The organism is Bradyrhizobium sp. 134 (genome assembly GCF_023074155.1).
Classification (GTDB): domain Bacteria; phylum Pseudomonadota; class Alphaproteobacteria; order Rhizobiales; family Xanthobacteraceae; genus Bradyrhizobium.
The window spans coordinates 336,116-355,663 of the sequence record NZ_JADPKX010000034.1 but is presented as its reverse complement, the minus strand read 5'-3'; the positions used below and the strand labels follow the sequence as shown (position 1 = coordinate 355,663).

General features: G+C 64.7%; 22 protein-coding genes. 11 read left to right on the top strand and 11 right to left on the bottom strand.

Features of this window, described 5'->3' with window-relative positions; translation table 11 throughout:
* The first annotated feature begins 77 nt into the window (after nucleotides 1–77).
* The 6 genes from IVA75_RS11370 (at nucleotide 78) to IVA75_RS11345 (ending at nucleotide 6,805) form a co-directional block, all read left to right on the top strand.
* Nucleotides 78–1,616, top strand: a complete 1,539-nt coding sequence (locus IVA75_RS11370; protein ID WP_027566227.1) for a YifB family Mg chelatase-like AAA ATPase — start codon at nucleotides 78–80, stop codon at nucleotides 1,614–1,616.
* Between the two features lie 52 nt (nucleotides 1,617–1,668).
* Nucleotides 1,669–2,010 (top strand): hypothetical protein, encoded by a 342-nt coding sequence (locus IVA75_RS11365; RefSeq protein ID WP_247285049.1) that lies wholly within the window; start codon nucleotides 1,669–1,671, stop codon nucleotides 2,008–2,010.
* A 118-nt stretch (nucleotides 2,011–2,128) separates the two neighbouring features.
* On the top strand, nucleotides 2,129–2,596 hold the full coding sequence (locus IVA75_RS11360; protein ID WP_247285048.1) for a hypothetical protein: 468 nt from the start codon (nucleotides 2,129–2,131) through the stop codon (nucleotides 2,594–2,596).
* Nucleotides 2,597–2,736: 140 nt separating this feature from the next.
* Nucleotides 2,737–4,962, top strand: a complete 2,226-nt coding sequence (locus tag IVA75_RS11355) for an ATP-binding protein (protein WP_247285047.1) — start codon at nucleotides 2,737–2,739, stop codon at nucleotides 4,960–4,962.
* Between the two features lie 100 nt (nucleotides 4,963–5,062).
* Nucleotides 5,063–5,692 carry a histidine phosphatase family protein gene (locus IVA75_RS11350; protein ID WP_247285046.1) on the top strand — a complete coding sequence of 210 codons (630 nt, stop codon included), beginning with the start codon at nucleotides 5,063–5,065 and terminating at the stop codon, nucleotides 5,690–5,692.
* A 54-nt stretch (nucleotides 5,693–5,746) separates the two neighbouring features.
* Nucleotides 5,747–6,805: an AI-2E family transporter gene (locus IVA75_RS11345; RefSeq protein ID WP_247285045.1), complete on the top strand. Its 1,059-nt coding sequence runs from the start codon at nucleotides 5,747–5,749 to the stop codon at nucleotides 6,803–6,805.
* A 60-nt stretch (nucleotides 6,806–6,865) separates the two neighbouring features.
* Here IVA75_RS11345 and IVA75_RS11340 read toward each other — a convergent pair whose 3' ends face one another.
* The 8 genes from IVA75_RS11340 to hisB form a co-directional block, all read right to left on the bottom strand.
* Nucleotides 6,866–7,105, bottom strand: coding sequence for a hypothetical protein (locus IVA75_RS11340; protein ID WP_247285044.1), 240 nt, complete (start codon nucleotides 7,103–7,105; stop codon nucleotides 6,866–6,868).
* 95 nt (nucleotides 7,106–7,200) lie between these two features.
* On the bottom strand, nucleotides 7,201–8,157 hold the full coding sequence (coaA, locus tag IVA75_RS11335; protein WP_007598451.1) for a type I pantothenate kinase: 957 nt from the start codon (nucleotides 8,155–8,157) through the stop codon (nucleotides 7,201–7,203).
* 20 nt (nucleotides 8,158–8,177) lie between these two features.
* Nucleotides 8,178–8,504 (bottom strand): phosphoribosyl-ATP diphosphatase, encoded by a 327-nt coding sequence (locus IVA75_RS11330; protein WP_007598445.1) that lies wholly within the window; start codon nucleotides 8,502–8,504, stop codon nucleotides 8,178–8,180.
* A gap of 101 nt (nucleotides 8,505–8,605) precedes the next feature.
* Complete coding sequence (gene hisF / locus IVA75_RS11325; RefSeq protein WP_007604055.1) at nucleotides 8,606–9,382, bottom strand: imidazole glycerol phosphate synthase subunit HisF; 777 nt, start codon at nucleotides 9,380–9,382, stop codon at nucleotides 8,606–8,608.
* 10 nt (nucleotides 9,383–9,392) lie between these two features.
* A complete protein-coding gene (hisA, locus tag IVA75_RS11320; RefSeq protein WP_027566235.1) occupies nucleotides 9,393–10,139 on the bottom strand; it encodes a 1-(5-phosphoribosyl)-5-[(5-phosphoribosylamino)methylideneamino]imidazole-4-carboxamide isomerase in 747 nt (248 codons plus the stop codon).
* Nucleotides 10,127–10,777 (bottom strand): imidazole glycerol phosphate synthase subunit HisH, encoded by a 651-nt coding sequence (gene hisH / locus IVA75_RS11315; RefSeq protein ID WP_027566236.1) that lies wholly within the window; start codon nucleotides 10,775–10,777, stop codon nucleotides 10,127–10,129. Before hisH ends, hisA begins: the two co-directional genes overlap by 13 nt.
* Nucleotides 10,774–11,304, bottom strand: a complete 531-nt coding sequence (locus IVA75_RS11310) for a DUF2628 domain-containing protein (protein WP_247285043.1) — start codon at nucleotides 11,302–11,304, stop codon at nucleotides 10,774–10,776. Before IVA75_RS11310 ends, hisH begins: the two co-directional genes overlap by 4 nt.
* Nucleotides 11,305–11,370: 66 nt before the next feature.
* Nucleotides 11,371–11,964: an imidazoleglycerol-phosphate dehydratase HisB gene (gene hisB / locus IVA75_RS11305; protein WP_106943953.1), complete on the bottom strand. Its 594-nt coding sequence runs from the start codon at nucleotides 11,962–11,964 to the stop codon at nucleotides 11,371–11,373.
* Nucleotides 11,965–12,166: 202 nt separating this feature from the next.
* On the opposite strand from hisB, the gene hslV reads away from it, so the two are divergent.
* From hslV to IVA75_RS11280, 5 genes are read left to right on the top strand one after another with little or no spacing between them, the layout of a single operon-like run.
* Nucleotides 12,167–12,727, top strand: a complete 561-nt coding sequence (gene hslV, locus IVA75_RS11300; protein ID WP_027566238.1) for an ATP-dependent protease subunit HslV — start codon at nucleotides 12,167–12,169, stop codon at nucleotides 12,725–12,727.
* A gap of 3 nt (nucleotides 12,728–12,730) precedes the next feature.
* Nucleotides 12,731–13,216 (top strand): GNAT family N-acetyltransferase, encoded by a 486-nt coding sequence (locus IVA75_RS11295; RefSeq protein WP_027566239.1) that lies wholly within the window; start codon nucleotides 12,731–12,733, stop codon nucleotides 13,214–13,216.
* Nucleotides 13,213–13,830 (top strand): DUF2585 domain-containing protein, encoded by a 618-nt coding sequence (locus IVA75_RS11290; protein ID WP_247285042.1) that lies wholly within the window; start codon nucleotides 13,213–13,215, stop codon nucleotides 13,828–13,830. Before IVA75_RS11295 ends, IVA75_RS11290 begins: the two co-directional genes overlap by 4 nt.
* A gap of 52 nt (nucleotides 13,831–13,882) precedes the next feature.
* A complete protein-coding gene (gene hslU / locus IVA75_RS11285; protein WP_247285041.1) occupies nucleotides 13,883–15,187 on the top strand; it encodes an ATP-dependent protease ATPase subunit HslU in 1,305 nt (434 codons plus the stop codon).
* Nucleotides 15,188–15,215: 28 nt separating this feature from the next.
* Entirely contained in the window at nucleotides 15,216–16,340 is a 1,125-nt protein-coding gene (locus tag IVA75_RS11280) for a hypothetical protein (RefSeq protein ID WP_247285040.1), read from the top strand.
* Nucleotides 16,341–16,392: 52 nt separating this feature from the next.
* On the opposite strand, the gene IVA75_RS11275 is transcribed toward IVA75_RS11280, so the two are convergent.
* The 3 genes from IVA75_RS11275 to IVA75_RS11265 are packed head-to-tail and all read right to left on the bottom strand — an operon-like array spanning nucleotide 16,393 to nucleotide 19,179.
* Entirely contained in the window at nucleotides 16,393–16,983 is a 591-nt protein-coding gene (locus IVA75_RS11275; RefSeq protein WP_247285039.1) for a Smr/MutS family protein, read from the bottom strand.
* Nucleotides 16,980–18,506: an MltA domain-containing protein gene (locus tag IVA75_RS11270; RefSeq protein ID WP_247285038.1), complete on the bottom strand. Its 1,527-nt coding sequence runs from the start codon at nucleotides 18,504–18,506 to the stop codon at nucleotides 16,980–16,982. The genes IVA75_RS11275 and IVA75_RS11270 overlap by 4 nt, the downstream gene beginning before the upstream one ends.
* Nucleotides 18,484–19,179: a Tim44/TimA family putative adaptor protein gene (locus tag IVA75_RS11265; RefSeq protein WP_027566245.1), complete on the bottom strand. Its 696-nt coding sequence runs from the start codon at nucleotides 19,177–19,179 to the stop codon at nucleotides 18,484–18,486. Before IVA75_RS11265 ends, IVA75_RS11270 begins: the two co-directional genes overlap by 23 nt.
* Nucleotides 19,180–19,548: the final 369 nt, after the last annotated feature.

Sequence of the window (19,548 nt, the reverse complement as noted above, 5' to 3'; positions counted from 1 at the left end):
ATGTTCCTGTATTGTTCTTGCAAGAACCGGCCCGCTCTGCTACCCCTAATTGTGCAAAAGGGCAGGCTGGTTCGGGCATGGTTCAGCGGGTTTCTACCGTCGCCTTTGAGGGGATCGAGGCCCGTGCGGTCGACGTGCAGGTGCAGGTCGCGCCGGGTCTTCCGGCCTTCGCGATCGTCGGTCTCCCGGACAAGGCGGTGTCGGAGGCACGTGAGCGGGTCCGCTCGGCGCTGATCGCCTCGGGGCTGGCGCTGCCGGCGCGGCGGATCACCGTCAATCTCGCGCCCGCCGATCTGCCCAAGGAGGGCAGCCATTATGACCTGCCGATCGCGCTTGGGCTGATGGGGGCGATCGGCGCGATCCCGCCGGATGCGCTGACCGGCTTCACTGTTCTGGGCGAGCTTGGCCTCGACGGATCGATCGCGCCGGTGGCCGGTGTTCTTCCCGCCGCGATCGGCGCCAATGTGCGCGAGGAGGGGCTGATCTGTCCGGCGGCTTGCGGCTCGGAAGCGGCGTGGGCGAGTCCGGACATCCAGATCATCGCCGCGAGTTCGCTGATCCAGATCGCCAACCACTTCAAGGGAACGCAGGTGCTGTCGCGGCCTGTGCCGAAGGTGCATGAAGCCGCTGCCTCGCCGCTCGACCTGCGCGACATCAAGGGACAGGAGAGCGCCAAGCGGGCGCTGGAGATCGCGGCCGCCGGCGGTCATCACCTGCTCATGATCGGCGCGCCGGGCGCCGGCAAATCGATGCTGGCGGCACGCCTGCCCTCGATCCTGCCACCGCTGTCACCGGGCGAGTTGCTCGAGGTCTCGATGATCGCCTCTGTTGCCGGCGAGATCGAGGGCGGCGCGCTGACGGCGCGGCGGCCGTTCCGATCGCCGCATCATTCCGCCAGCATGGCCGCGCTCACCGGCGGCGGCATGCGCGCCCGGCCCGGCGAGATCTCGCTCGCGCATCAGGGCGTGCTGTTCCTCGACGAGCTCCCCGAATTCGATCCGCGCGTGCTGGATTCGTTGCGCCAGCCGCTGGAGAACGGCGAGGTCTCGGTGTCCCGCGCCAATCACCGCGTCACCTATCCCGCGCGCTTCATGCTGGTCGCCGCGATGAATCCCTGCCGCTGCGGCAATGCGTTCGAGCCCGGCTATGCCTGCAAGCGCGGCCGCATCGATCGCTGCACCGGCGACTACCAGGCCCGCATCTCCGGGCCACTGATGGACCGCATCGACCTGCGCATCGAGGTTCCCGCGGTGACTGCGGCCGACCTGATCCTGCCGCCGCCGGCGGAGGGCTCAGCCGAAGTCGCCGCGCGCGTGGCGGCGGCGCGCGACATCCAGCTCGCACGCTACGCGAACGCCGGCCTGCCGAAGGTTCGCACCAATGCCGAAGCGCCGGCCTCGGTGCTGGAGGAGATCGCCAAGCCGGATGCGCAAGGCCAGAAGCTCCTGCGCGACGCCGCCGAGACCATGCGGCTGTCGGCGCGCGGCTATCACCGCGTGCTCCGGGTGGCGCGCACGCTCGCCGATCTCGACGGCGCCGACAAAATCGGCCGTCTGCACCTCGCCGAGGCGCTGTCCTACCGCGCGCTCGCGGAAGATGTGCGGCAGCTGGCGTGAGCGATGCGCCGCCGCAGCTTTCTCGACACCATCACCATGCCCGAGATTGATCATGACCGATGCGAATGCCTGCACCATCAGATTTGTTCGTGCGTCCCAATATGCCGATTGGCTGAGGTCGTACGAGCTGTGGGTCAACGGGACCAGTGTTGGGAAGCTTGCACGAAACGACGTGTTGGAGATCACGCTGCCGGCCGGCACCTGCACGATCGATGCGAGCATTGATTGGGGCAGGAGCCAGCCGCTCGTCGTTCGCAGCAGTCCCGGCCAAACCGTCGAGATCGAGGTCAGGAACAGGTGGGGTACCTGGGCGGCGCTGTGGGCGATCAGCTTTGGCAAGAACAGCTATTTGGTTCTCACTGAAGTCGAGCGAAAAACCAACAAAAGCGCCTAACCGACCGAGACTCTCATCCCCCGATACCGGCATCAACCCGGCGGTAACGAGTTTCATTTACGCTCTGCAAACCATAAGGCCTATCAGTTCCCGTACAGGGCCTGGCGAGTAGCGTGTCATGTTGCGTTTCAAGATCCTGGCCTCGGTTGTTCCCCTGTTGGCGGCCGCGGTGTTTGCCCGCAGTGAGATCGGATCGGTCTCGCATCCCTGCATCGCCCTCGGCGACACCTCGGTCGAGCTGACGCCGCTGTTCTGGACCGCCGGCGTGCATGTCGCCTTCACCGATGATCCCGCACTCGCCACGGTGCGGGTTCAGATCACTGAGGATCCGGACGCTGCCGACTTCGCCGTCGTCGACGATGGCCCCGGTTCGGAATCGGAATCCTGCCAGGCCAACCCCTCGACGCGCCTGATCTCGATTGCGGCGCAGCCCGTCGACGGCGGTCAGGTGATCTATCTCTCCAGCGAGGGGCCGGCGGATTACCGCGTCTATGTGCGCTCGAAGACCTTCTCCAAGCGCGAGGCGGCGGCGCTGATCGTCGGCGCCCGCGGCGGCCACCGCCATCTCCAGGCCGCTTCGCTTTGAACCGCCTCGCTCTGCGCCGTTAACACCTCGTCAACCCTGTTTGGAGGCGGTCGCAAGGCCTCAAACTGTTCGCAAGGTCGACGGCACATCGTCGTTGACAGCGAGCACAGCGTTTTAAGAAAAGAATCGGGTCGGTGGCGATGGATCGGACGTTCCGGATCAAGGTGCGCATGCGCCGCTTCAGGCGACAGTACCCAAAAATCGCCTTCGCAATCCGCTCCATCATGATCTTCTCGGCGACCTTCGGCGGCGCCTATGGATTTGTCTCCGGCAGCCGGTCCGAGACGTCCGGCTACGATCCCAATGCGTTTGCGATCGGCGTCAGCTTCCTGTTCGCGCTCGCCTGCCTCGGCCTCGCCACGCTCAGCATGCGCCTGCGCTTCGTCAACAAGCGGATGCGTGCGCTGGCTGCCCACAACGAAACGCTGATCGACCGCAATTGGGAGCTGAAGGAAGCGGAAGAACGCGCTCGCAGCCTGTTCGAACAGCAGGGCGACCTGATCGTGCTGCGCGACACAAGCGGCCGCATCACCTTCGCCAACGACGCCTATTGCGCGCTTGCCGGACAGGCGCGCGGCGCGCTGGTCGGCACGCGCTTTGATTTCGACGTGCTGGAGCAGGGCGACAGCGCCCGCGAGAGCAACGGCACGCGCATTCACGACCAGAAGATCGCAACCCCGCTCGGCGAGCGCTGGATCGCCTGGCGCGAAGGCTATGTCCGCCTCGACGCCGGCCAGCCCGCCGAATTGCAGAGCGTCGGACGCGATGTCACCGACCGCACCGAGACCGAACGTGCGCTGTCCGACGCCCGCGACCAGGCCGACGCCGCCAACCGGGCGAAATCGCGCTTCCTGGCCATGGCCTCGCACGAGATCCGCACGCCGCTCAACGGCATCATCGGCATGGGCGGGCTGCTGCTCGACACCACGCTGACGCCGGAGCAGTCGACCTACGCCAGGGCCGTGAAGACCTCCGGCGAAGCGCTGATGGCGCTGATCGAGGAGTTGCTCGACTATTCCAAGATCGAAGCCGGCAAGCTCGATCTCGAGCAGCGTCCGTTTGCGCTCTCGGCCCTGATCGAGGACATCACCGAGCTGCTCGCGCCGCGCGCGCAGGCAAAGCAGCTCGAGATCGCCGCCTATGTCGACGAGCGGCTGCCGCTCGAAGTGGTCGGCGACGCCGCGCGGCTGCGCCAGGTGCTGCTCAACCTCGCCGGCAACGCCATCAAGTTCACCGCGAGCGGCGGCGTCGCGCTGATCGTCGAGCCCGGCATCTGGCCGAACGAGATCAGTTTTCTGGTGCGCGACACCGGCATCGGCATCGCAGCCGACGCGCAACAGCGCATCTTCCGCGAATTCGAGCAGGCCGACGAACGCGTCGCCCGCACCCATGGCGGCACCGGCCTCGGTCTCGCCATCAGCGAGCGCATCGTCAAACGCATGGGCGGCCGCATCACACTTACGAGCGAGCCGGGCAAGGGCGCGACCTTCGAGGTCGCAGTACCGCTGGCGTCATCCCTCGCCGGCGCGGAACAGACGGCATTCCCGAGTCCCGATCTCACGGGCAAGTCGATCCTGCTGATCGCCGACGGCATCGAGGCCTCGCTGATCGCGCGGCGGCTGGAGCGCTGGGGCGGCCAGACCTGCATGGTGACGGACGCGGCGGTGGCGGAAGCGCTGCTGCCGGAACGTTCATGGCATTCGGTGCTGATCGATCGCGCGCTCGGCGCTGCCATCGCCGACCGCCTCGGCGAAGCCGCACGCGGCCACGCGACGCAACGCCTCGTGCTGCTGACGTCGGGCTCGCGTCACGAGAAACTCTCGCCGGCCTTCACCGGCTTCCTGGTGAAGCCGCTGCGCGTGGCCTCACTCGCCGCACGCCTCGCGCTGCCCCCGGAGGTCGCCTCGCCCGATCTCGCGCCGGAGCCGTCGGCCCCATCCACCGGCGCGGTACCGGCGAAAGGCCTGTCAATTCTCGTCGCCGAGGACAACGAGATCAACGCGCTGTTGATGCGCTCGCTGCTGACGAAACTCGGCCACCGCGTCGTCATCGCGATCAATGGCGAGGCCGCGCTGGAATCCTGGCTCGGCGCGGCATCGGCCGGCACGCCCTATGATCTCGTGCTGATGGACATCCAGATGCCGCAGCTCGACGGCATCGAAACGACAAAACGAATCCGCGCGCATGAAGCAGCCAAAGGCGGCCACCACACGCCGATCCTCGCGCTCACCGCCAATACGCTGGTGGAGGATCGCTACGCCTGCTTTGAAGCGGGGATGAACGGGTTCCTGATCAAGCCGCTCGATCGCGAGAAGCTGGAAGAGGCGCTGGCCGGACTGGCGGCGGCGCGGCAGCTGGCGGTTTGATCCGGATTCCATAGGAACCCGTCTCGGACGGCAATCGGCAATTGAAATCGACCGCGTCGCGCGTCACCATCCTCAGGGGCATTCAAGCAGAGGACTTCGCATGAACGTGCTGTGCCGCCTCGCCTTCGTGATCCTTCTCTGTGGTTCCACTCACGCCGCCGCGGCCGATGGCTCGCAACTGATCGCCTCGCTCAAGCAAGGCGGTTACGTGCTGGTGTTTCGCCACACGGCCACCGACGACGGCCAAAAGGATCTCTATCCTTTCAACTTCGACGACATGAGCGCCCAGCGTCAGCTCAGTGAAAAGGGCCGCGACATGGCGCGTCAGATCGGGACGGCCATCAAGGAGCTCGCGATCCCAATCGGCGATATCTACACCAGCAGGCTGAACCGCGCGATCGAGGCGGGCAAGCTCATCTCCGGCCGCGAGGTCAAGCCGGTCGATGCATTGACGGACAGCAGCAACGCGAGCGCGTCTGGCATGGCAAATCCGACCGGTGCCAATGCAAAGGCGGGCCAGGCCGTGCGGCAGCTCGTCGATGCGTCGCCCAAGGCCGGCACCAACACCGTCCTGGTCACCCACAAGACCAACATCACCGATGCCTTCGGCAAGGATGCCGGGGACGTGCAGGAGGGCGAAGCTTTCATCTACAAGGCCGGCAGCTCGGGTCCCGCAACCCTTGCAGGACGCATCAAGCTCGCCGACTGGACCGCGAAAGCAGACAAGTGACGGCCGGACATCGGGTCCGGATCATGCTCTGGCAACAGAAGGGCTAGGGAACACGTGAGAACGTCGGAAGACCGCTCATTCCTCGTCTTGCTTGCCGCGATCTCGCTGGCATTCGGGTGGGTACTTTGGCCGTTCTCCGGCGCGTTGTTGTGGGCCACGCTTCTGGCGATCATCTTCGCGCCACTCTATCGCCGCGCCCTCGAAACGCTTCCGGGACGGCGCAACCTCGCCGCATCGTTCACTGTCGTCGTCGTGATCGTCATGGTCCTCATCCCCGTGGCGGTCGTCATCGCCTCGCTCATCGACCAGGGTGGGGAGCTGTATCAGCGCGCTCAGAGTGGGGAGATCAGTTTCGCTCATCCCCTGCAGCAGCTGAAATCCGCGTTGCCCGCCTGGGCTACTTCCCTGTCGGATCGCCTGGCTGGCATCGATTTTTCGGCCCTGAAGGAACGTCTGTCGAGTCTGGTCGTCCCTGCCGGCCAACAGCTGGCGGGACACGCCATTAACATCGGTCAGTTGACGCTGGAGTTCGTCGCAAGCTTGCTCGTGATGTTGTACCTGCTGTTCTTCCTGCTCCGTGATGGTGACGAGCTCAACGTACGGATCCGCGACGCGCTCCCGCTGCGGCCGAGCCACACCAGCGAGATTCTGAATGCGTTCACCCTGGCGGTTCGCGGGACGATCAAGGGGATCGTTCTCGTTGCGCTAATTCAGGGAGCGCTTGGCGGGCTGATTTTCTGGGTGCTCGGCTTGACTGTCCCACTGCTGGCGGGCGCCCTGATGGCGCTGCTCTCGCTTCTGCCCGTGCTCGGCTCTGCGCTAGTTTGGGTTCCGGTCGCGCTCTACCTGCTTGTGGCAGGCTCAGTCACGAAAGGGATCATCCTGCTCGCCTTCGGGATCTTCGTGATCGGTCTTGCGGACAATTTTCTCCGTCCGATCCTGGTCGGCCAGTCGATCCAAATGCCGAGCTATGTCGTGCTGCTCGCTACCGTAGGCGGCCTTGCGGCGTTCGGAGCGAACGGGTTCGTCATCGGCCCACTCGTCGCCGCGATGTTTCTCACGGCGTGGCACATCTTCATCGCTTCGAAAGCGCGACAGGAGGTCCGGAAATGATCGTCATGTCGAGTTACTATCCGGCGGTCAGCCGAGCGCCGAATCCGTTCCCCCCGAATGCTATGAGGCGTGAGCAGCAAACCGCGGCGCGGACAGCTTGGCCGGCGGCGGCGCGGTGCCCTTGAATTTAGTATCTGCCTGGGCCGCGCGCTTGCAATGCGGACACACGAAGAGATGCGCGATGACCGGGGTTGGCTCGTCCGCCAGCAGCTCGGAACGGAACCACTTCATCTCGATATGGCAGTCCGGGCAGGTCGGTGCTTCGAGATGCTCGGCGGCGTTTCTGAGACGATCAACCATGGGTCCCTCGCGTTTACGGAGGTCATAGCCGAATACCCTTTGTCGGTCTGCAACAAAAGACACTCTGCGCGCGCTAGACCTGTCGACCGCAGCGGTTACAGCCGCCTGAGCGCCACGCTTGCCACCGTGTGGTCGGCGCCCTTCTTCAGGATCAGGGTCGCGCGGGGGCGGGTCGGCAGGATGTTATCCTCGAGATTGGCGAGGTTGGTGCGTTCCCAGATCGCGATCGCGGTGGCGGTGGCTTCCTCGTCCGACAACAGCGCGTAGCGGTTGAAGTAGGATTTCGGATTGGTGAACGCAGTGTCGCGCAGCGACAGGAAGCGCCTGATGTACCACTGCCGCAGCGCGGCCTCATCGGCGTCGATATAGACCGAGAAATCGAAGAAGTCGGACACGACGGGCACGGCCTTGCCGTCACGCGGCAGCTTGCCGGTCTGCAGCACGTTGACGCCCTCGACGATCAGGATGTCGGGCTGGTCGATCTCGGCCCACTGGTTCGGCACGATGTCGTAGGTCAAATGCGAATAGACCGGCGCGCGCACATGGCGGCGGCCGGCCTTGATGTCGGAGAGGAAGCTGAGCAGCAGCGGCAGGTCGTAGCTCTCCGGAAAACCCTTCTTCTGCATGATGCCCTGCCGCTCCAGCACGGCGTTGGGATACAGAAATCCGTCGGTGGTGATCAGCTCGACCTTGGGACGCGGCGACCAGCGCGCCAGCAGCGCCTGAAGCACGCGGGCCGTGGTGGATTTTCCAACCGCGACCGAACCGGCGACGCCGATGATGTAGGGCATCTTGCGGTCGCGGATATTGAGAAACTGGCGCTCCGCGTAATAGAGCCGCTGCATCGCATCGACATAGATCGACAGCAGGCGCGACAGTGGCAGGTAGATGTCCTCGACCTCCTGCAAGTCGAGGCGGTCGTGCAGCGAGCGCAGCCGGTCGAACTCGCCCGGCTCCAGCGTCATCGGCGTGTCGTCGCGCAGTCGCGACCACTCCTCGCGCGTATAGACGCGGTACGGGTTATACTGCTGCTCGGGTGCGCGGATATCCATGACGCGACTCTCCACCTCGGCTAGCTGCCGCCCTTGCGCGACGCCTTTTCTTCCAACCCTGACATATTGGTCCGCTTGTCCAATGCGGCCTCGACCTCTTCCAGCTTTACGCCGCGGGCCTTGAGCAGCACAAGGAAATGATAGAGCAGGTCGGCGCCTTCCGCGATCAGATGCGCGCGATCGTTTTCGACTGCTGCGATTACGGTTTCGACTGCTTCCTCTCCGAACTTCTTGGCGCAATGTTCGGCGCCCTTGTCGAGGAGCTTGCGGGTATAGGACGCCTCGCCACCCGCTGCCGCGCGGGCGTCAATGGTCTCGGCCAGGTCGTGGATCGTGAAACGCGGCATGCAAATACTCGGAAAACGCGCCTTGGCCGATGATTGGCCGGTTACTTGGCGGGATAAGCCGGTTCCCGCCGATGATGTAGCATTTTTAGGGACGGGAGTCGTCAGGCATCGAGGCGCATGGGCAGCCCGCGCCGGGACATGTGCTCCTTGGCTTCGCGGATGGTGAATTCCCCGAAATGGAAGATCGAGGCGGCCAGCACGGCGGTGGCGTGGCCATCGCGAATACCGTCGACGAGGTGGTCGAGATTGCCGACGCCGCCCGAAGCGATCACGGGAACGGGAATGCTGTCGGCGATCGCCCGGGTCAGCGGGATGTCAAAACCCTGCCGCGTGCCGTCGCGGTCCATTGAGGTGAGCAGGATTTCACCGGCGCCGAGCGAGACCACCTCCTGGGCATATTCGATGGCGTCGATGCCGGTCGAGTTGCGGCCGCCATGGGTGAAGATCTCCCAGCGCTCTCCGCCACCGGCGCGCTTGACCCGCTTGGCGTCGATCGCGACCACCACGCACTGCCCGCCGAATTTCTCGGCGGCTTCCTTGACGAACTCGCGTCGCGACACCGCGGCGCTGTTGATCGAGACCTTGTCGGCGCCCGCGCGCAGAAGGGTCTTGATGTCGTTGACCTCACGCACGCCGCCGCCGACGGTCACAGGCATGAAACAGGCTTCAGCGGTGCGCCGGACCACGTCCAGCATGATGCCGCGGTTCTCGTGGGTCGCGGTGATGTCGAGGAAGGTGAGCTCGTCGGCGCCGGCAGCGTCATAGGCGATCGCCGCTTCGACGGGATCGCCGGCGTCGCGCAGGTCAACGAAGTTGACGCCCTTGACGACGCGGCCGTCCTTGACGTCGAGGCAGGGGATCACGCGCACCTTGAACATGTGTCAGCTCCTAGGCGGCGCGCGCGTTGCGGATCAAGGTGAGGGCGGCGGCCGGCTCGAGCCGGCCGTCATAGAGCGCGCGGCCGGCGATCGCGCCGGCGAGCTTTTTCGCGCGCGGCGTCAGCATCGCCTTGACGTCCTCGATTGAGGCGAGGCCACCGGAGGCAATCACGGGAATTGAGATCGCATCCGCCAGCGCGATGGTCGCATCGAGATTCAGGCCCTTGAGCAGGCCGTCGCGCGCGATGTCGGTGAAGATGATGGCGGCGACCCCGGCATCCTCGAAACGCCGTGCAATCTCCAGCACCGTCACCTGCGAGGTCTCGGCCCAGCCTTCGACCGCGACCTTGCCGTCACGTGCATCGAGCCCGACCGCGACGCGGCCGGGGAATTTCCTGGCGGCAGCCTTCACCAATTCGGGGTCGCGTACCGCGGCGGTGCCGATGATGACACGGGTGATGCCTTTTTCGAGCCAGGCCTCGACAGTTGCGAGATCGCGAATGCCGCCACCGAGCTGCACCGGAATCGTGATCGTCTTCAACATCGCGTCGACGGCCTGCGCATTCACAGGCTTGCCGGCAAACGCGCCGTCGAGATCGACGACGTGGAGATACTCAAAGCCCTGCGCGACGAAGCTCTCGGCCTGCGCGGCCGGATTGAGATTGAACACGGTCGCGCGCGCCATGTCGCCCTGTTCGAGGCGCACGCATTGGCCGTTCTTGAGGTCGATCGCCGGAAAGAGAATCACGGTTTCCATCGCAAAAAGTTCGAGATCAGGGCCAAACCGAAACGCTGGCTCTTCTCCGGGTGAAACTGCGTCCCGATGGCCGTATCCTTGCCGACGATCGCGGTGACGGGCCCGCCGTAATCGGCGCGCGCGAGCACGTCCGCCTCGTTGGCGGCGTTGAGGTGGTAGGAGTGCACGAAGTAAGCGTGCTGGCCCTTGGGGCCGAGCGGCAGCTTGTCCAGCACCGGGTGCTCGCGCAGCACATCGAGCGTATTCCAACCCATGTGCGGGATCTTCAGGCTCTCGTCGCGCGGCGTGATCTTCTCGACGTCGCCGCCGATCCAGTTCAGGCCTTGCGTGATGACATGCTCCTTGCCGCGGGTGGCGAACAGCTGCATGCCGACGCAGATGCCGAACATCGGCCGCGCCTTGACCCGCACCGCTTCGGTGATCGCCTCGACCATGCCGTTGACCGCATCGAGCCCACGTCGGCAATCGGCGAAGGCGCCGACGCCCGGCAGCACCAGACGGTCGGCGCTGTAGGCCTGGTCCGGATCGCTGGTGACGAAGACCTTTTGCGGGTTCTCCATGCTGCGCGCGGCGCGCTCGAACGCCTTGGCGGCCGAATGCAGATTGCCGGAACCGTAATCGATGATGGCGACGCTCATCTTGACCCTCCCGGTTCTGGAAACAAACCAATGATGCCACCCGCCGGCATTGGCGGCGGGTTGGAAAATTGCTGACCCGGCACGTTGCGGGTCGGCGGCGGGCCGCCGCGATCGACGGCCCATTGATCATTGACGATGCCGCGCTGCTTCTGGCTCCAGCGCTCGAAGAAGCGGCGCTCGGCGGTGTCCTCGTCGTCGGAAATCACCACGTCGAGCTGCCGCCATTTTCCGCGCGACAGCGTCCAGCGGCGCAGGCTGGAGGCTTCGAATCCCATCAGGAGCGCGACGATGATGTCGGCGAAGAAGATCGACGACCGGCCGACGCCGAGGCTGGACAGCCCGACATTGAAGGCCGCAACGAAGATCACCCAGCCGATCAGCGCCAGCCACAGCCGATTCCACAGCAGCCAGAACGGTCCGAAGATCATCGCCCAGAAATGGAAGCCGTCGCGCACGAAGACGAACTTGTCGGTCGCGCGCAGATCGGCTCCGGCAGGTGAGGGAGCATGAACTGTGTAGACGGACATGGCGATGCCCCGTTCCCTAGGAATTCAGTGATACCGCAAACGGCGCGGGCCGCGGGCCGAAAGATGTCAGCCGCCGAGCGAGCCCTTGGTGGACGGGATTTCGCCCACAGCCTTCGGATCGATCGCGACGGCGGTGCGCAGCGCCCGTGCCAGACCCTTGAAGCAGGACTCGGCGATATGGTGGCTGTTATCGCCATATAGGGTCTCGACGTGAAGAGTCACGCCCGCGTTCATGGCGAAGGCCTGGAACCACTCGCGCACCAGCTCGGTGTCGAACTCGCCGATCTTGTCGCGTGGGAAGTCGACCTTGAACACCAGGACCGGGCGGCCCGAGATGTCGATGACCACGCGCGACAGCGTCTCGTCCATGGGCATGTGCACGCCGGCATAGCGGGTGATGCCCGCCATGTTGCCGAGCGCTTGCTTGAGGGCCTGGCCGAGCGCGATGCCGGTGTCTTCGGTGGTATGGTGATGATCAATGTGCAGATCGCCGACCGCCTTGACCGTGAGGTCGATGCGGGAATGGCGGGCGAGGAGATCGAGCATATGGTCGAAAAAGCCGATGCCGGTCGCGATATTGGACACGCCGGTGCCATCGAGGTTCACGGTGACCTCGATGTCGGTTTCCTTGGTCTTGCGCTTGATCGTCGCGGTGCGCATCAAAACTAGCTTTCATCCTCGTTCGGGGCCGAAAACGCCGGTCTTTTAACAGCCAAATGACGCCTTCGCTACTGCGGGAACGGCTGGCCGGGCCTCTACTTCTGCCTATGGTGAGCGAAATTGGGCCCGGAGCGGCCCGTTGTGGGCCAGTTGTCCCCTTGGCCCCGACCGCCTAAATCAGGCCGGACAACGAGGATCATTCATGCAGGACTCCCCAAACAGCTCGCCGGTCTGGCACGGCACCACGATTTTGACGGTCCGCAAGGGCGGCACGGTGGTGGTCGGCGGCGACGGCCAGGTCTCGATCGGCCAGACCGTGATCAAGCACAACGCCAGGAAGGTCCGGAAACTCGGCAAGGGCGACGTCATCGGCGGCTTTGCCGGCGCCACGGCCGACGCCTTCACGCTGTTCGAGCGTTTGGAAGCCAAACTCGAGCAATATCCGGGGCAATTGACCCGGGCCGCCGTCGAGCTCGCCAAGGATTGGCGCACCGACCGTTATTTGCGACGGCTGGAGGCCATGATGATCGTCGCCGACAAGGACGTTTCCCTGGTGCTGACAGGTACCGGCGACGTGCTGGAGCCCGAAGCCGGCGTCATGGCGATCGGTTCGGGCGGGAATTACGCGCTGGCGGCCGCACGCGCCTTGCTCGACACCGACAAGGACGCCGAGACCATCGTCCGCCGCTCCCTCGACATCGCTGCCGACATCTGCGTCTACACCAACCGTAATGTCACTGTCGAAGCGCTGTCGGCCGGGTAGGCCATGGCCCCCGCCTACACCTTCCGCCCGATGACCGCGGCCGATCTGCCGCTAATCCGGCGATGGCTCGGCGAAGCGCATGTGCGGGACTGGTGGGGCGATCCGGACGAGCAGTTCGCGCTCGTGAGCGGCGATCTGGATGAGCCGGACATGGACCAGTTCATCGTGTTGGCCGACGGCAAGCCGTTCGGCTATCTTCAATGCTACCGCCTGACCGCCTGGAATACGGGTCTTGGGCCGCAACCGGAGGCCACCCGTGGCATCGATCAGTTCATCGGCGAAAGCGACATGATCGCGCGCGGGCACGGTTCGGCATTCATCCGCCAATTCGCCGACGCGCAGTTACGAGACGGTCTGCCGCGCATCGTCACTGATCCTGATCCGCTCAACGCGCGCGCCGTGCGTGCCTATGAGAAGGCCGGCTTTATCCGCGACCGCATGGTCGAGACGCCCGACGGAGCAGCGCTGCTGATGGTGCGCGAGGCATGACGCTGACAAGCACATACGAAAGCAAGGCCGCGTTTCCACCGCTCGCCTGGGTCGGCATCGCGCTGCTGCTGCTGGCGATGCAGGCCTCGATCCTGCTTGCGATGGGCCGGGTGCCGATCTGCACCTGCGGCTATGTCAAGCTGTGGCATGGCGTGGTGAACAGCTCCGAAAATTCGCAGCACATCGCCGACTGGTACACCTTCTCGCACATCCTGCACGGCTTCCTGTTCTATGGACTGACCTGGCTGCTGTTCGCGCGGCTGCCATTCGTGTCTCTGTCCTGGCCCGCGCGCCTGATCGTCGCGATGCTGATCGAGGGTGCCTGGGAGATCGTCGAGAACTCGCCTTTCATCATCGAACGCTACCGCGCCGGAACGATCTCGCTGGATTATTTCGGCGACAGCATCGTCAATTCGGTTTCTGACAATTTGTCCATGATGCTGGGCTTCCTCGCCGCGCGCCTGCTGCCCGTGTCGGTGACCGTCCTGCTCGGGCTCGCCTTCGAAATCATGCTGGCGCTCCATATTCGCGACAATCTGACGCTCAATATCCTGATGCTGATCCATCCGATCGAGGCCGTGAAACAATGGCAATCGGGTCCGCCGATCATCTGACGGCAAAAAAAGCGGCTTGTCCCGCCCCGCATCTGTCCCTAGCTAAGGTCCCATGACAGACTTTTCTCCCCGCGAAATCGTTTCCGAACTCGACCGTTTCATCGTCGGCCAGGCCGATGCCAAGCGCGCCGTCTCGATCGCGCTGCGCAACCGCTGGCGGCGGCAGCAGCTCGAAGGCTCCTTGCGCGAAGAGGTCTTGCCGAAGAACATCCTGATGATCGGCCCCACCGGCGTCGGCAAGACCGAGATCGCGCGGCGGCTCGCCAAGCTTGCCAACGCGCCGTTCCTGAAGGTCGAGGCGACGAAATTCACCGAGGTCGGCTATGTCGGCCGCGACGTCGAGCAGATCGTGCGCGATCTCGTCGAGGTCGCGATTGCCCAGGTCCGTGAGCGCAAGCGCAAGGACGTGCAGGCACGCGCGCAGCTCGCCGCCGAGGAGCGCGTGCTCGATGCTCTGGTCGGTGCCAATTCCAGCGCCGCAACGAGGGACTCCTTCCGCAAGAAGCTGCGCGCGGGCGAGCTCAACGACAAGGAAATCGAGGTCGAGACGCAAGGCGGCGGCAGCGGCTTTCCGATGTTCGAGATCCCCGGCATGCCCGGCGCGCAGATGGGCGCGGTTTCGATCGGCGACATCTTCGGCAAGCTCGGCGGACGCAGCAAGACGCGGCGGCTGACGGTGGAGAGCTCGCACGAGATCCTCATCAACGAGGAATCCGACAAGCTGCTCGACAGCGATCAGTTGACGCTGGAGGCGATCAGTGCGGTCGAGAACAACGGCATCGTGTTCCTGGACGAGATCGATAAGATCTGCGCCCGCGAAGGCCGCGCCGGCGGCGACGTCTCGCGAGAGGGCGTGCAGCGCGATCTGCTGCCGCTGATCGAGGGCACCACGGTCTCGACCAAGCACGGCGCGGTGAAGACCGACCACATCCTGTTCATTGCCTCGGGCGCCTTCCACGTCGCCAAGCCGTCCGATTTGTTGCCGGAATTGCAGGGTCGCCTGCCGATCCGCGTCGAGCTGCAGGCGCTGACCCGCGACGACATGCGCCGCATCCTGACCGAGCCCGAGGCCTCGTTGATCAAGCAATATGTCGCGCTGATGCAGACAGAGGGCGTCACGCTCGACATCACCGACAACGCGATCGACGCGCTTGCGGACGTCGCGGTGGCCGTGAATTCTACCGTCGAGAACATCGGCGCGCGGCGGCTGCAGACCGTGATGGAGCGGGTGCTGGACGAGATCTCCTTCACCGCCCCCGACCGCAGCGGCGAGACCGTCAGGGTCGACGCCGATTTCGTGCAAAAGCACGTTGGCGACCTCGCCAAGAACGCGGATTTGAGCCGGTTCATTTTGTAAATCCGGGCGGCCGCGCTATGGATGCGGCGTGACCGCACGCATCCTGCAATACCCTTGGCGTCTCCTGCTCGCGATCAACGCGGCGGCCATCGTCGGCGTCTTCGTTCACAAGATCCAGCTGCCGCCTTACGTCCCCTACATCCACCTCCTCGTCGACTATCATTTCGGCTTCATCAAGCGCGCGCTGATCGGGGCCATCGTCGCGCTGTTCACCGACAAGGTGCCGCTATGGCTGGTGTTCGCGCTCGGCGGCGCGACATGGCTGGTGACGCTCTGTCTTTATGTAAGACTATTCCAGAAGACATTCGGCTTCACCGCGAAGACGTTGCCGCTGTTCGTCTTCATCGCGGGCTCGCCGTTCTTCCTCAAGAACTTCATGCACACGCTCGGCCATTTCGACATCTATGGCTGCGCGCTGGCGATCATCCTGCTGCTGGTGCCGGCCGGCTCGCTGCTGTTCGTGGCGCTGGCTGCGCTGTTCTCGATCATTCTCGTCCTGATCCACCACATCCATCTCCTGATGTATGTGCCGACCATCATCACCATCGTCGTGATCAGGCACTATCTGACGCACGGCTGCGGTCGCACCAATGTCGCGTTCGGCATCATCGCCTTGCTTGCCATCTCCGCGCTGTTCTTCGCCGCGCAATTTTGGGGAACGATGCCGATACCGGAGGCGGATTTCGTTGCCTACCTGAAGAGCCGGATGGCCGATCCGTCGCGGGCCGACCTGCTGCAGTTCGCCTACATCTGGTATCAGCCGCTGGCGAGGGAGATTTCCGACACCTGGGGTCGCCTGCCCCACAACATCCCAGGCGTGCCCGTGTTCGCGCTGCTGATCTGGCTGCACACACCGCTGTGGCGCTATTTTTTGAACCTGATCGCTGCGCTCGCAAACGACACGCATCGGCGTCTCGTGGTCGCGGCGCTTGCCGGCGTCAGCCTCGCCTGTCTCGTGATGTTCGCGATGGTGTTCGACTATTCGCGCTGGATCTCGAACTGGGCCGTCTGCATGTTCCTGATCCTGCACGCGGTGAAGATGCTGCCCGCAGTTCGCGAGACGCCGCTGATTCCGGCGGAAGATCGGAAGACAAATATCTTCGGTCTGGTCCTCACCCTGATCCCCCGCGTCGGAATCGTGCGGCCTTTCTAGCCAAGCATGATCCGGTCGGAAAACCGGGGCCCACTTTTCCGGATCATGCTCCCTAATATCTCGCTCGCCTGATCCGCACGTAAAGCGCGCCCTCGCCGCCGTGGCCGATGCCTGCTTCCTCGAACCCCACGACGAAGGCGCGGAATTCCGGCAGGCTCAGCCATTCCGGCACCTGACGGCGCAGCACGCCGCTTTCGCCGCCGCTTCGGCCCTTGCCGGTGATGACGAGCACGAAGGTCAGGCCGTCATGATGGGCGCGGTGCAAGAAGCCGGTCAGCGCGCGATGGGCGCGCATCTGGGTCATGCCGTGCAGATCGAGCCGCGCCTCGATCTCGCTACGCCCGCGCGACAGCTTTGTGCGCTCACGTTTGCCGAGCGGCGCCAGCGGCGGCACCGCGGGCTTCGCTGCACGCGGTGCCGGAGCAGCGGCAATCGGACGTGGCGATGACGCAGGCCGCGTGGCGGGCGCTGCGGGGGAAGGCTCGGTGCGCGGTGCGGCCTGCACCTTGGCGACACGGTGCTTCCTTAGTGGCTTGACCTGCTTGGCGACGTTGTCCCACAGCGCGCGCTCTTCCTCGCTCAGCGCGCGACGGCGCGGCGAGGGACGAGGCTCCAGCACGGGCGGACGGGACGATCGCTTCATTGCTGCCGATGGGAACGATTTTTCACCGGCCGCCGCGGCTCCTGAACTGGCTCGATCACGGGACGCGGCACCGGTAGCGGGACTGGACCGGCGACAGCGACGGTCTCGCTCGTGCTTTGCGCCACGGCTGCCGCCGGCTTGTCCTTCGCGGTCTCCGTTTGCGGAAACAGTTTTGCGATCTTCTCCGAAGGCCGCGGGTCCGGCACGGGGAGCCGCGCGGCGCGCGCCGTAGGATCTACGCCCTTCGGCACCAGCATCACGAAATGCATGGCATGGCGCAGCCGCCCGGAGACGCGGCCGGCCTCCTGACCCGCGCCGAAATAGAGATCCGCGCGCGCGGGCCCGATGATGGCCGAGCCGGTGTCCTGCGCGATCATCAACCGATGGAACGGCGTCTTCGCGCGTTCGGAATCGATCGGCAGCTCGCCTTCGATGAAGAACGGCGTGCCGTAGACGTGGAGCGATTTGTCCACCGCGATCGAGCGGCCGGCCGTCAGAGGGATACCTTGCGCACCGACCGCCTCCTCCTTGTCGGACAGATTGACCTCGCGGAAGAAGATGTAGGAGCGGTTCTGGCGCCGCAGCTCCCTGGCGCCGTCGGGAGTCTGGGCCATCCACTCCCTGATCTTCTGCATCGACATCTCTTCCTTCGGAATGATGCCGCGCTCGATCAGGATGCGACCGACCGCCGTATAGGGATAGCCGTTATAGGCATCGTAATTGAGCCGGACCGTGCCGCCGTCGTCGAACTTGATCCGCGCCGAGCCCTGGATCTGGGCGAACAGCAGATCGGTCGGGTCCTTCAGCCAGGCAATCTCGAGTCCGCGGCCGGCGATCTTGCCGTCCTCGATCTCGGCGCGGTCGTAATAGGGCACGAGCTTGCGGCGGCCGATCTTGCGATAGACCGGGCCCTTGTTGGGCAGGCTGACCGAATCCTGCTTGTAGCCGCGCACGAAAAGGTTCGACGGGCGGCGATAGACCGGGACGTTGTAGACGTCGGTCTGCGTGCGCGATCCCTCCAGCACCGGCTCGTAATAGCCGGTGACGAAACCGTCGGGCTCGCCGAGGCGCGAGATCCGCAGCGGCGCGAAATTCTCCTCGAAGAAGGTTTTGGCGCTGGCGTCGTCGGTAGCCTCGAGCGATTTGGCGACCCGGCAGGGTTCGGCCAGCGAGGCGCCCAAAGCCTTGGGTTCGGGAGCGCCGGTCTGCGCGCTGATCGGACGGCAGCTTGCGCGAAACGTCTTGTAGGCAGCGAGATGATTGTCATCGCCCCAGCCCTTCACGTCGGCCCAGGCCAGCGGCAGATATTGCGCGCCGGGAATCTCGAACGGCAGGGGGAGCTGCGGATACGGCAAGGCGCGCGGCGGCGCGGCAGGCAATTCCGGGAGATGATGGTGATGGCTGCGATAGTGGCGCCGCGCCGCCTCGGCGCCGAGGGAAAACGACGACAGCGCGACGGCACCTGCGCAAAGCGCCGTCGCGCTGGTCTTCAGGAAAGCCTTAATTCGCGCTTCCGGTGCCAACCAGCTTCCAGTTCGGATCGCGAGAGGTGATGTCGCGGGCGAAAGTCCAGATGTCGGTGATGTCGGCGACGGTGTCGGCGCTGCCGTCGACGATGTTGCCGGCCTTGTCCCGGGTGGCCGAGATCATCTGCGAGACGAAGCGGATCGTGAGCTGGGCGGTGCGGTCGCGCAGCTCGGCGCCGACGAGCTCGGCCTTGTCGATCGAGACAAAGCGCGTCTCGGTCTTCTGCTCGTTCTTCTCGCGCTCCTTGATCGCGGCATCGAAGCTTTCATAGACCTCCGAGGACAACAGGTCGCGCAGCGCGCGGCGGTCGCCATTGGCAAAGGCCAGCACAATCATCTCATAGGCGCCGCGGGCGCCGGAGATGAAATGGCGCGGATCGAAGGTGGAATCCTTTTCGACAATGGAGTCGAGACCCTGGGCGAGCACGGTGCCCGGCTCGGTCAGGCCCTTCCAGCGGTCGGAGGGCGGGGTCGGCTCGGCCGTCGGCGCCAAGGGGGCCTGGTCGATGACCTTGCCCGGCATGGTGACGACGTTCTTGTCCTGGGCACCCTGGAGCGCGTTGCGGTCGAACGGCGGTCGCTCGTTGCCCGTGCGCTGCCCCAGCACGCTGCGCAGCCTCAGAAAGATGAAGACCGCCAGCGCCAGGAAGATGATGGTGTAGATGTCCACGTCGTATTCGCTTTCTGGTCGTCTGTAGAAGGGGCCGTTCGAAAGGGTCGTGCCGGGAAAATCGATCCGGCCAGTAGACCGTTCCATACCGGAACGGCAAGTCTACATCACCATTTCGGGTCCGCGCGTCAGGTCCGTGGGATGTAGGCACGAAATCTTGCCCGGCCAATGGCGCCTTTTGGCACAGCACCGAGTGTAGCGCGTTTTATGCTTAAGGGGAAACCCGATCCTGCCCGGAAATCGCGCATCTTCAATCGTTTAAGCCGCGGTTACGCGGGATCGACGGGGTGAACGCCATAGTTGTGGGCGTGGCCGGAATTCCCCATCCGGGACCGTTCGTCCTTGTGGAACGAGGTAGCCCTATGTTAG

Excerpts from the sequence above, each read along its gene's own strand:
- IVA75_RS11365 (WP_247285049.1), top strand. The coding sequence starts at position 1,669 with ATGACCGATGCGAATGCCTGCACCATCAGATTTGTTCGTGCGTCCCAA.
- hisB (WP_106943953.1), bottom strand. The coding sequence starts at position 11,964 with ATGCGCACCGCGACGATCAAGCGCAAGACCAAGGAAACCGACATCGAG.
- IVA75_RS11340 (WP_247285044.1), bottom strand. The coding sequence starts at position 7,105 with ATGGTTGATCGTCTCAGAAACGCCGCCGAGCATCTCGAAGCACCGACC.
- IVA75_RS11355 (WP_247285047.1), top strand. The coding sequence starts at position 2,737 with ATGGATCGGACGTTCCGGATCAAGGTGCGCATGCGCCGCTTCAGGCGA.
- IVA75_RS11295 (WP_027566239.1), top strand. The coding sequence starts at position 12,731 with ATGGCCCCCGCCTACACCTTCCGCCCGATGACCGCGGCCGATCTGCCG.
- coaA (WP_007598451.1), bottom strand. The coding sequence starts at position 8,157 with ATGGATATCCGCGCACCCGAGCAGCAGTATAACCCGTACCGCGTCTAT.
- hisH (WP_027566236.1), bottom strand. The coding sequence starts at position 10,777 with ATGAGCGTCGCCATCATCGATTACGGTTCCGGCAATCTGCATTCGGCC.
- IVA75_RS11275 (WP_247285039.1), bottom strand. The coding sequence starts at position 16,983 with ATGAAGCGATCGTCCCGTCCGCCCGTGCTGGAGCCTCGTCCCTCGCCG.
- hslV (WP_027566238.1), top strand. The coding sequence starts at position 12,167 with ATGCAGGACTCCCCAAACAGCTCGCCGGTCTGGCACGGCACCACGATT.
- hisA (WP_027566235.1), bottom strand. The coding sequence starts at position 10,139 with ATGGAAACCGTGATTCTCTTTCCGGCGATCGACCTCAAGAACGGCCAA.
- IVA75_RS11370 (WP_027566227.1), top strand. The coding sequence starts at position 78 with ATGGTTCAGCGGGTTTCTACCGTCGCCTTTGAGGGGATCGAGGCCCGT.
- IVA75_RS11360 (WP_247285048.1), top strand. The coding sequence starts at position 2,129 with ATGTTGCGTTTCAAGATCCTGGCCTCGGTTGTTCCCCTGTTGGCGGCC.
- IVA75_RS11290 (WP_247285042.1), top strand. The coding sequence starts at position 13,213 with ATGACGCTGACAAGCACATACGAAAGCAAGGCCGCGTTTCCACCGCTC.
- IVA75_RS11350 (WP_247285046.1), top strand. The coding sequence starts at position 5,063 with ATGAACGTGCTGTGCCGCCTCGCCTTCGTGATCCTTCTCTGTGGTTCC.
- hisF (WP_007604055.1), bottom strand. The coding sequence starts at position 9,382 with ATGTTCAAGGTGCGCGTGATCCCCTGCCTCGACGTCAAGGACGGCCGC.
- IVA75_RS11330 (WP_007598445.1), bottom strand. The coding sequence starts at position 8,504 with ATGCCGCGTTTCACGATCCACGACCTGGCCGAGACCATTGACGCCCGC.
- hslU (WP_247285041.1), top strand. The coding sequence starts at position 13,883 with ATGACAGACTTTTCTCCCCGCGAAATCGTTTCCGAACTCGACCGTTTC.
- IVA75_RS11310 (WP_247285043.1), bottom strand. The coding sequence starts at position 11,304 with ATGTCCGTCTACACAGTTCATGCTCCCTCACCTGCCGGAGCCGATCTG.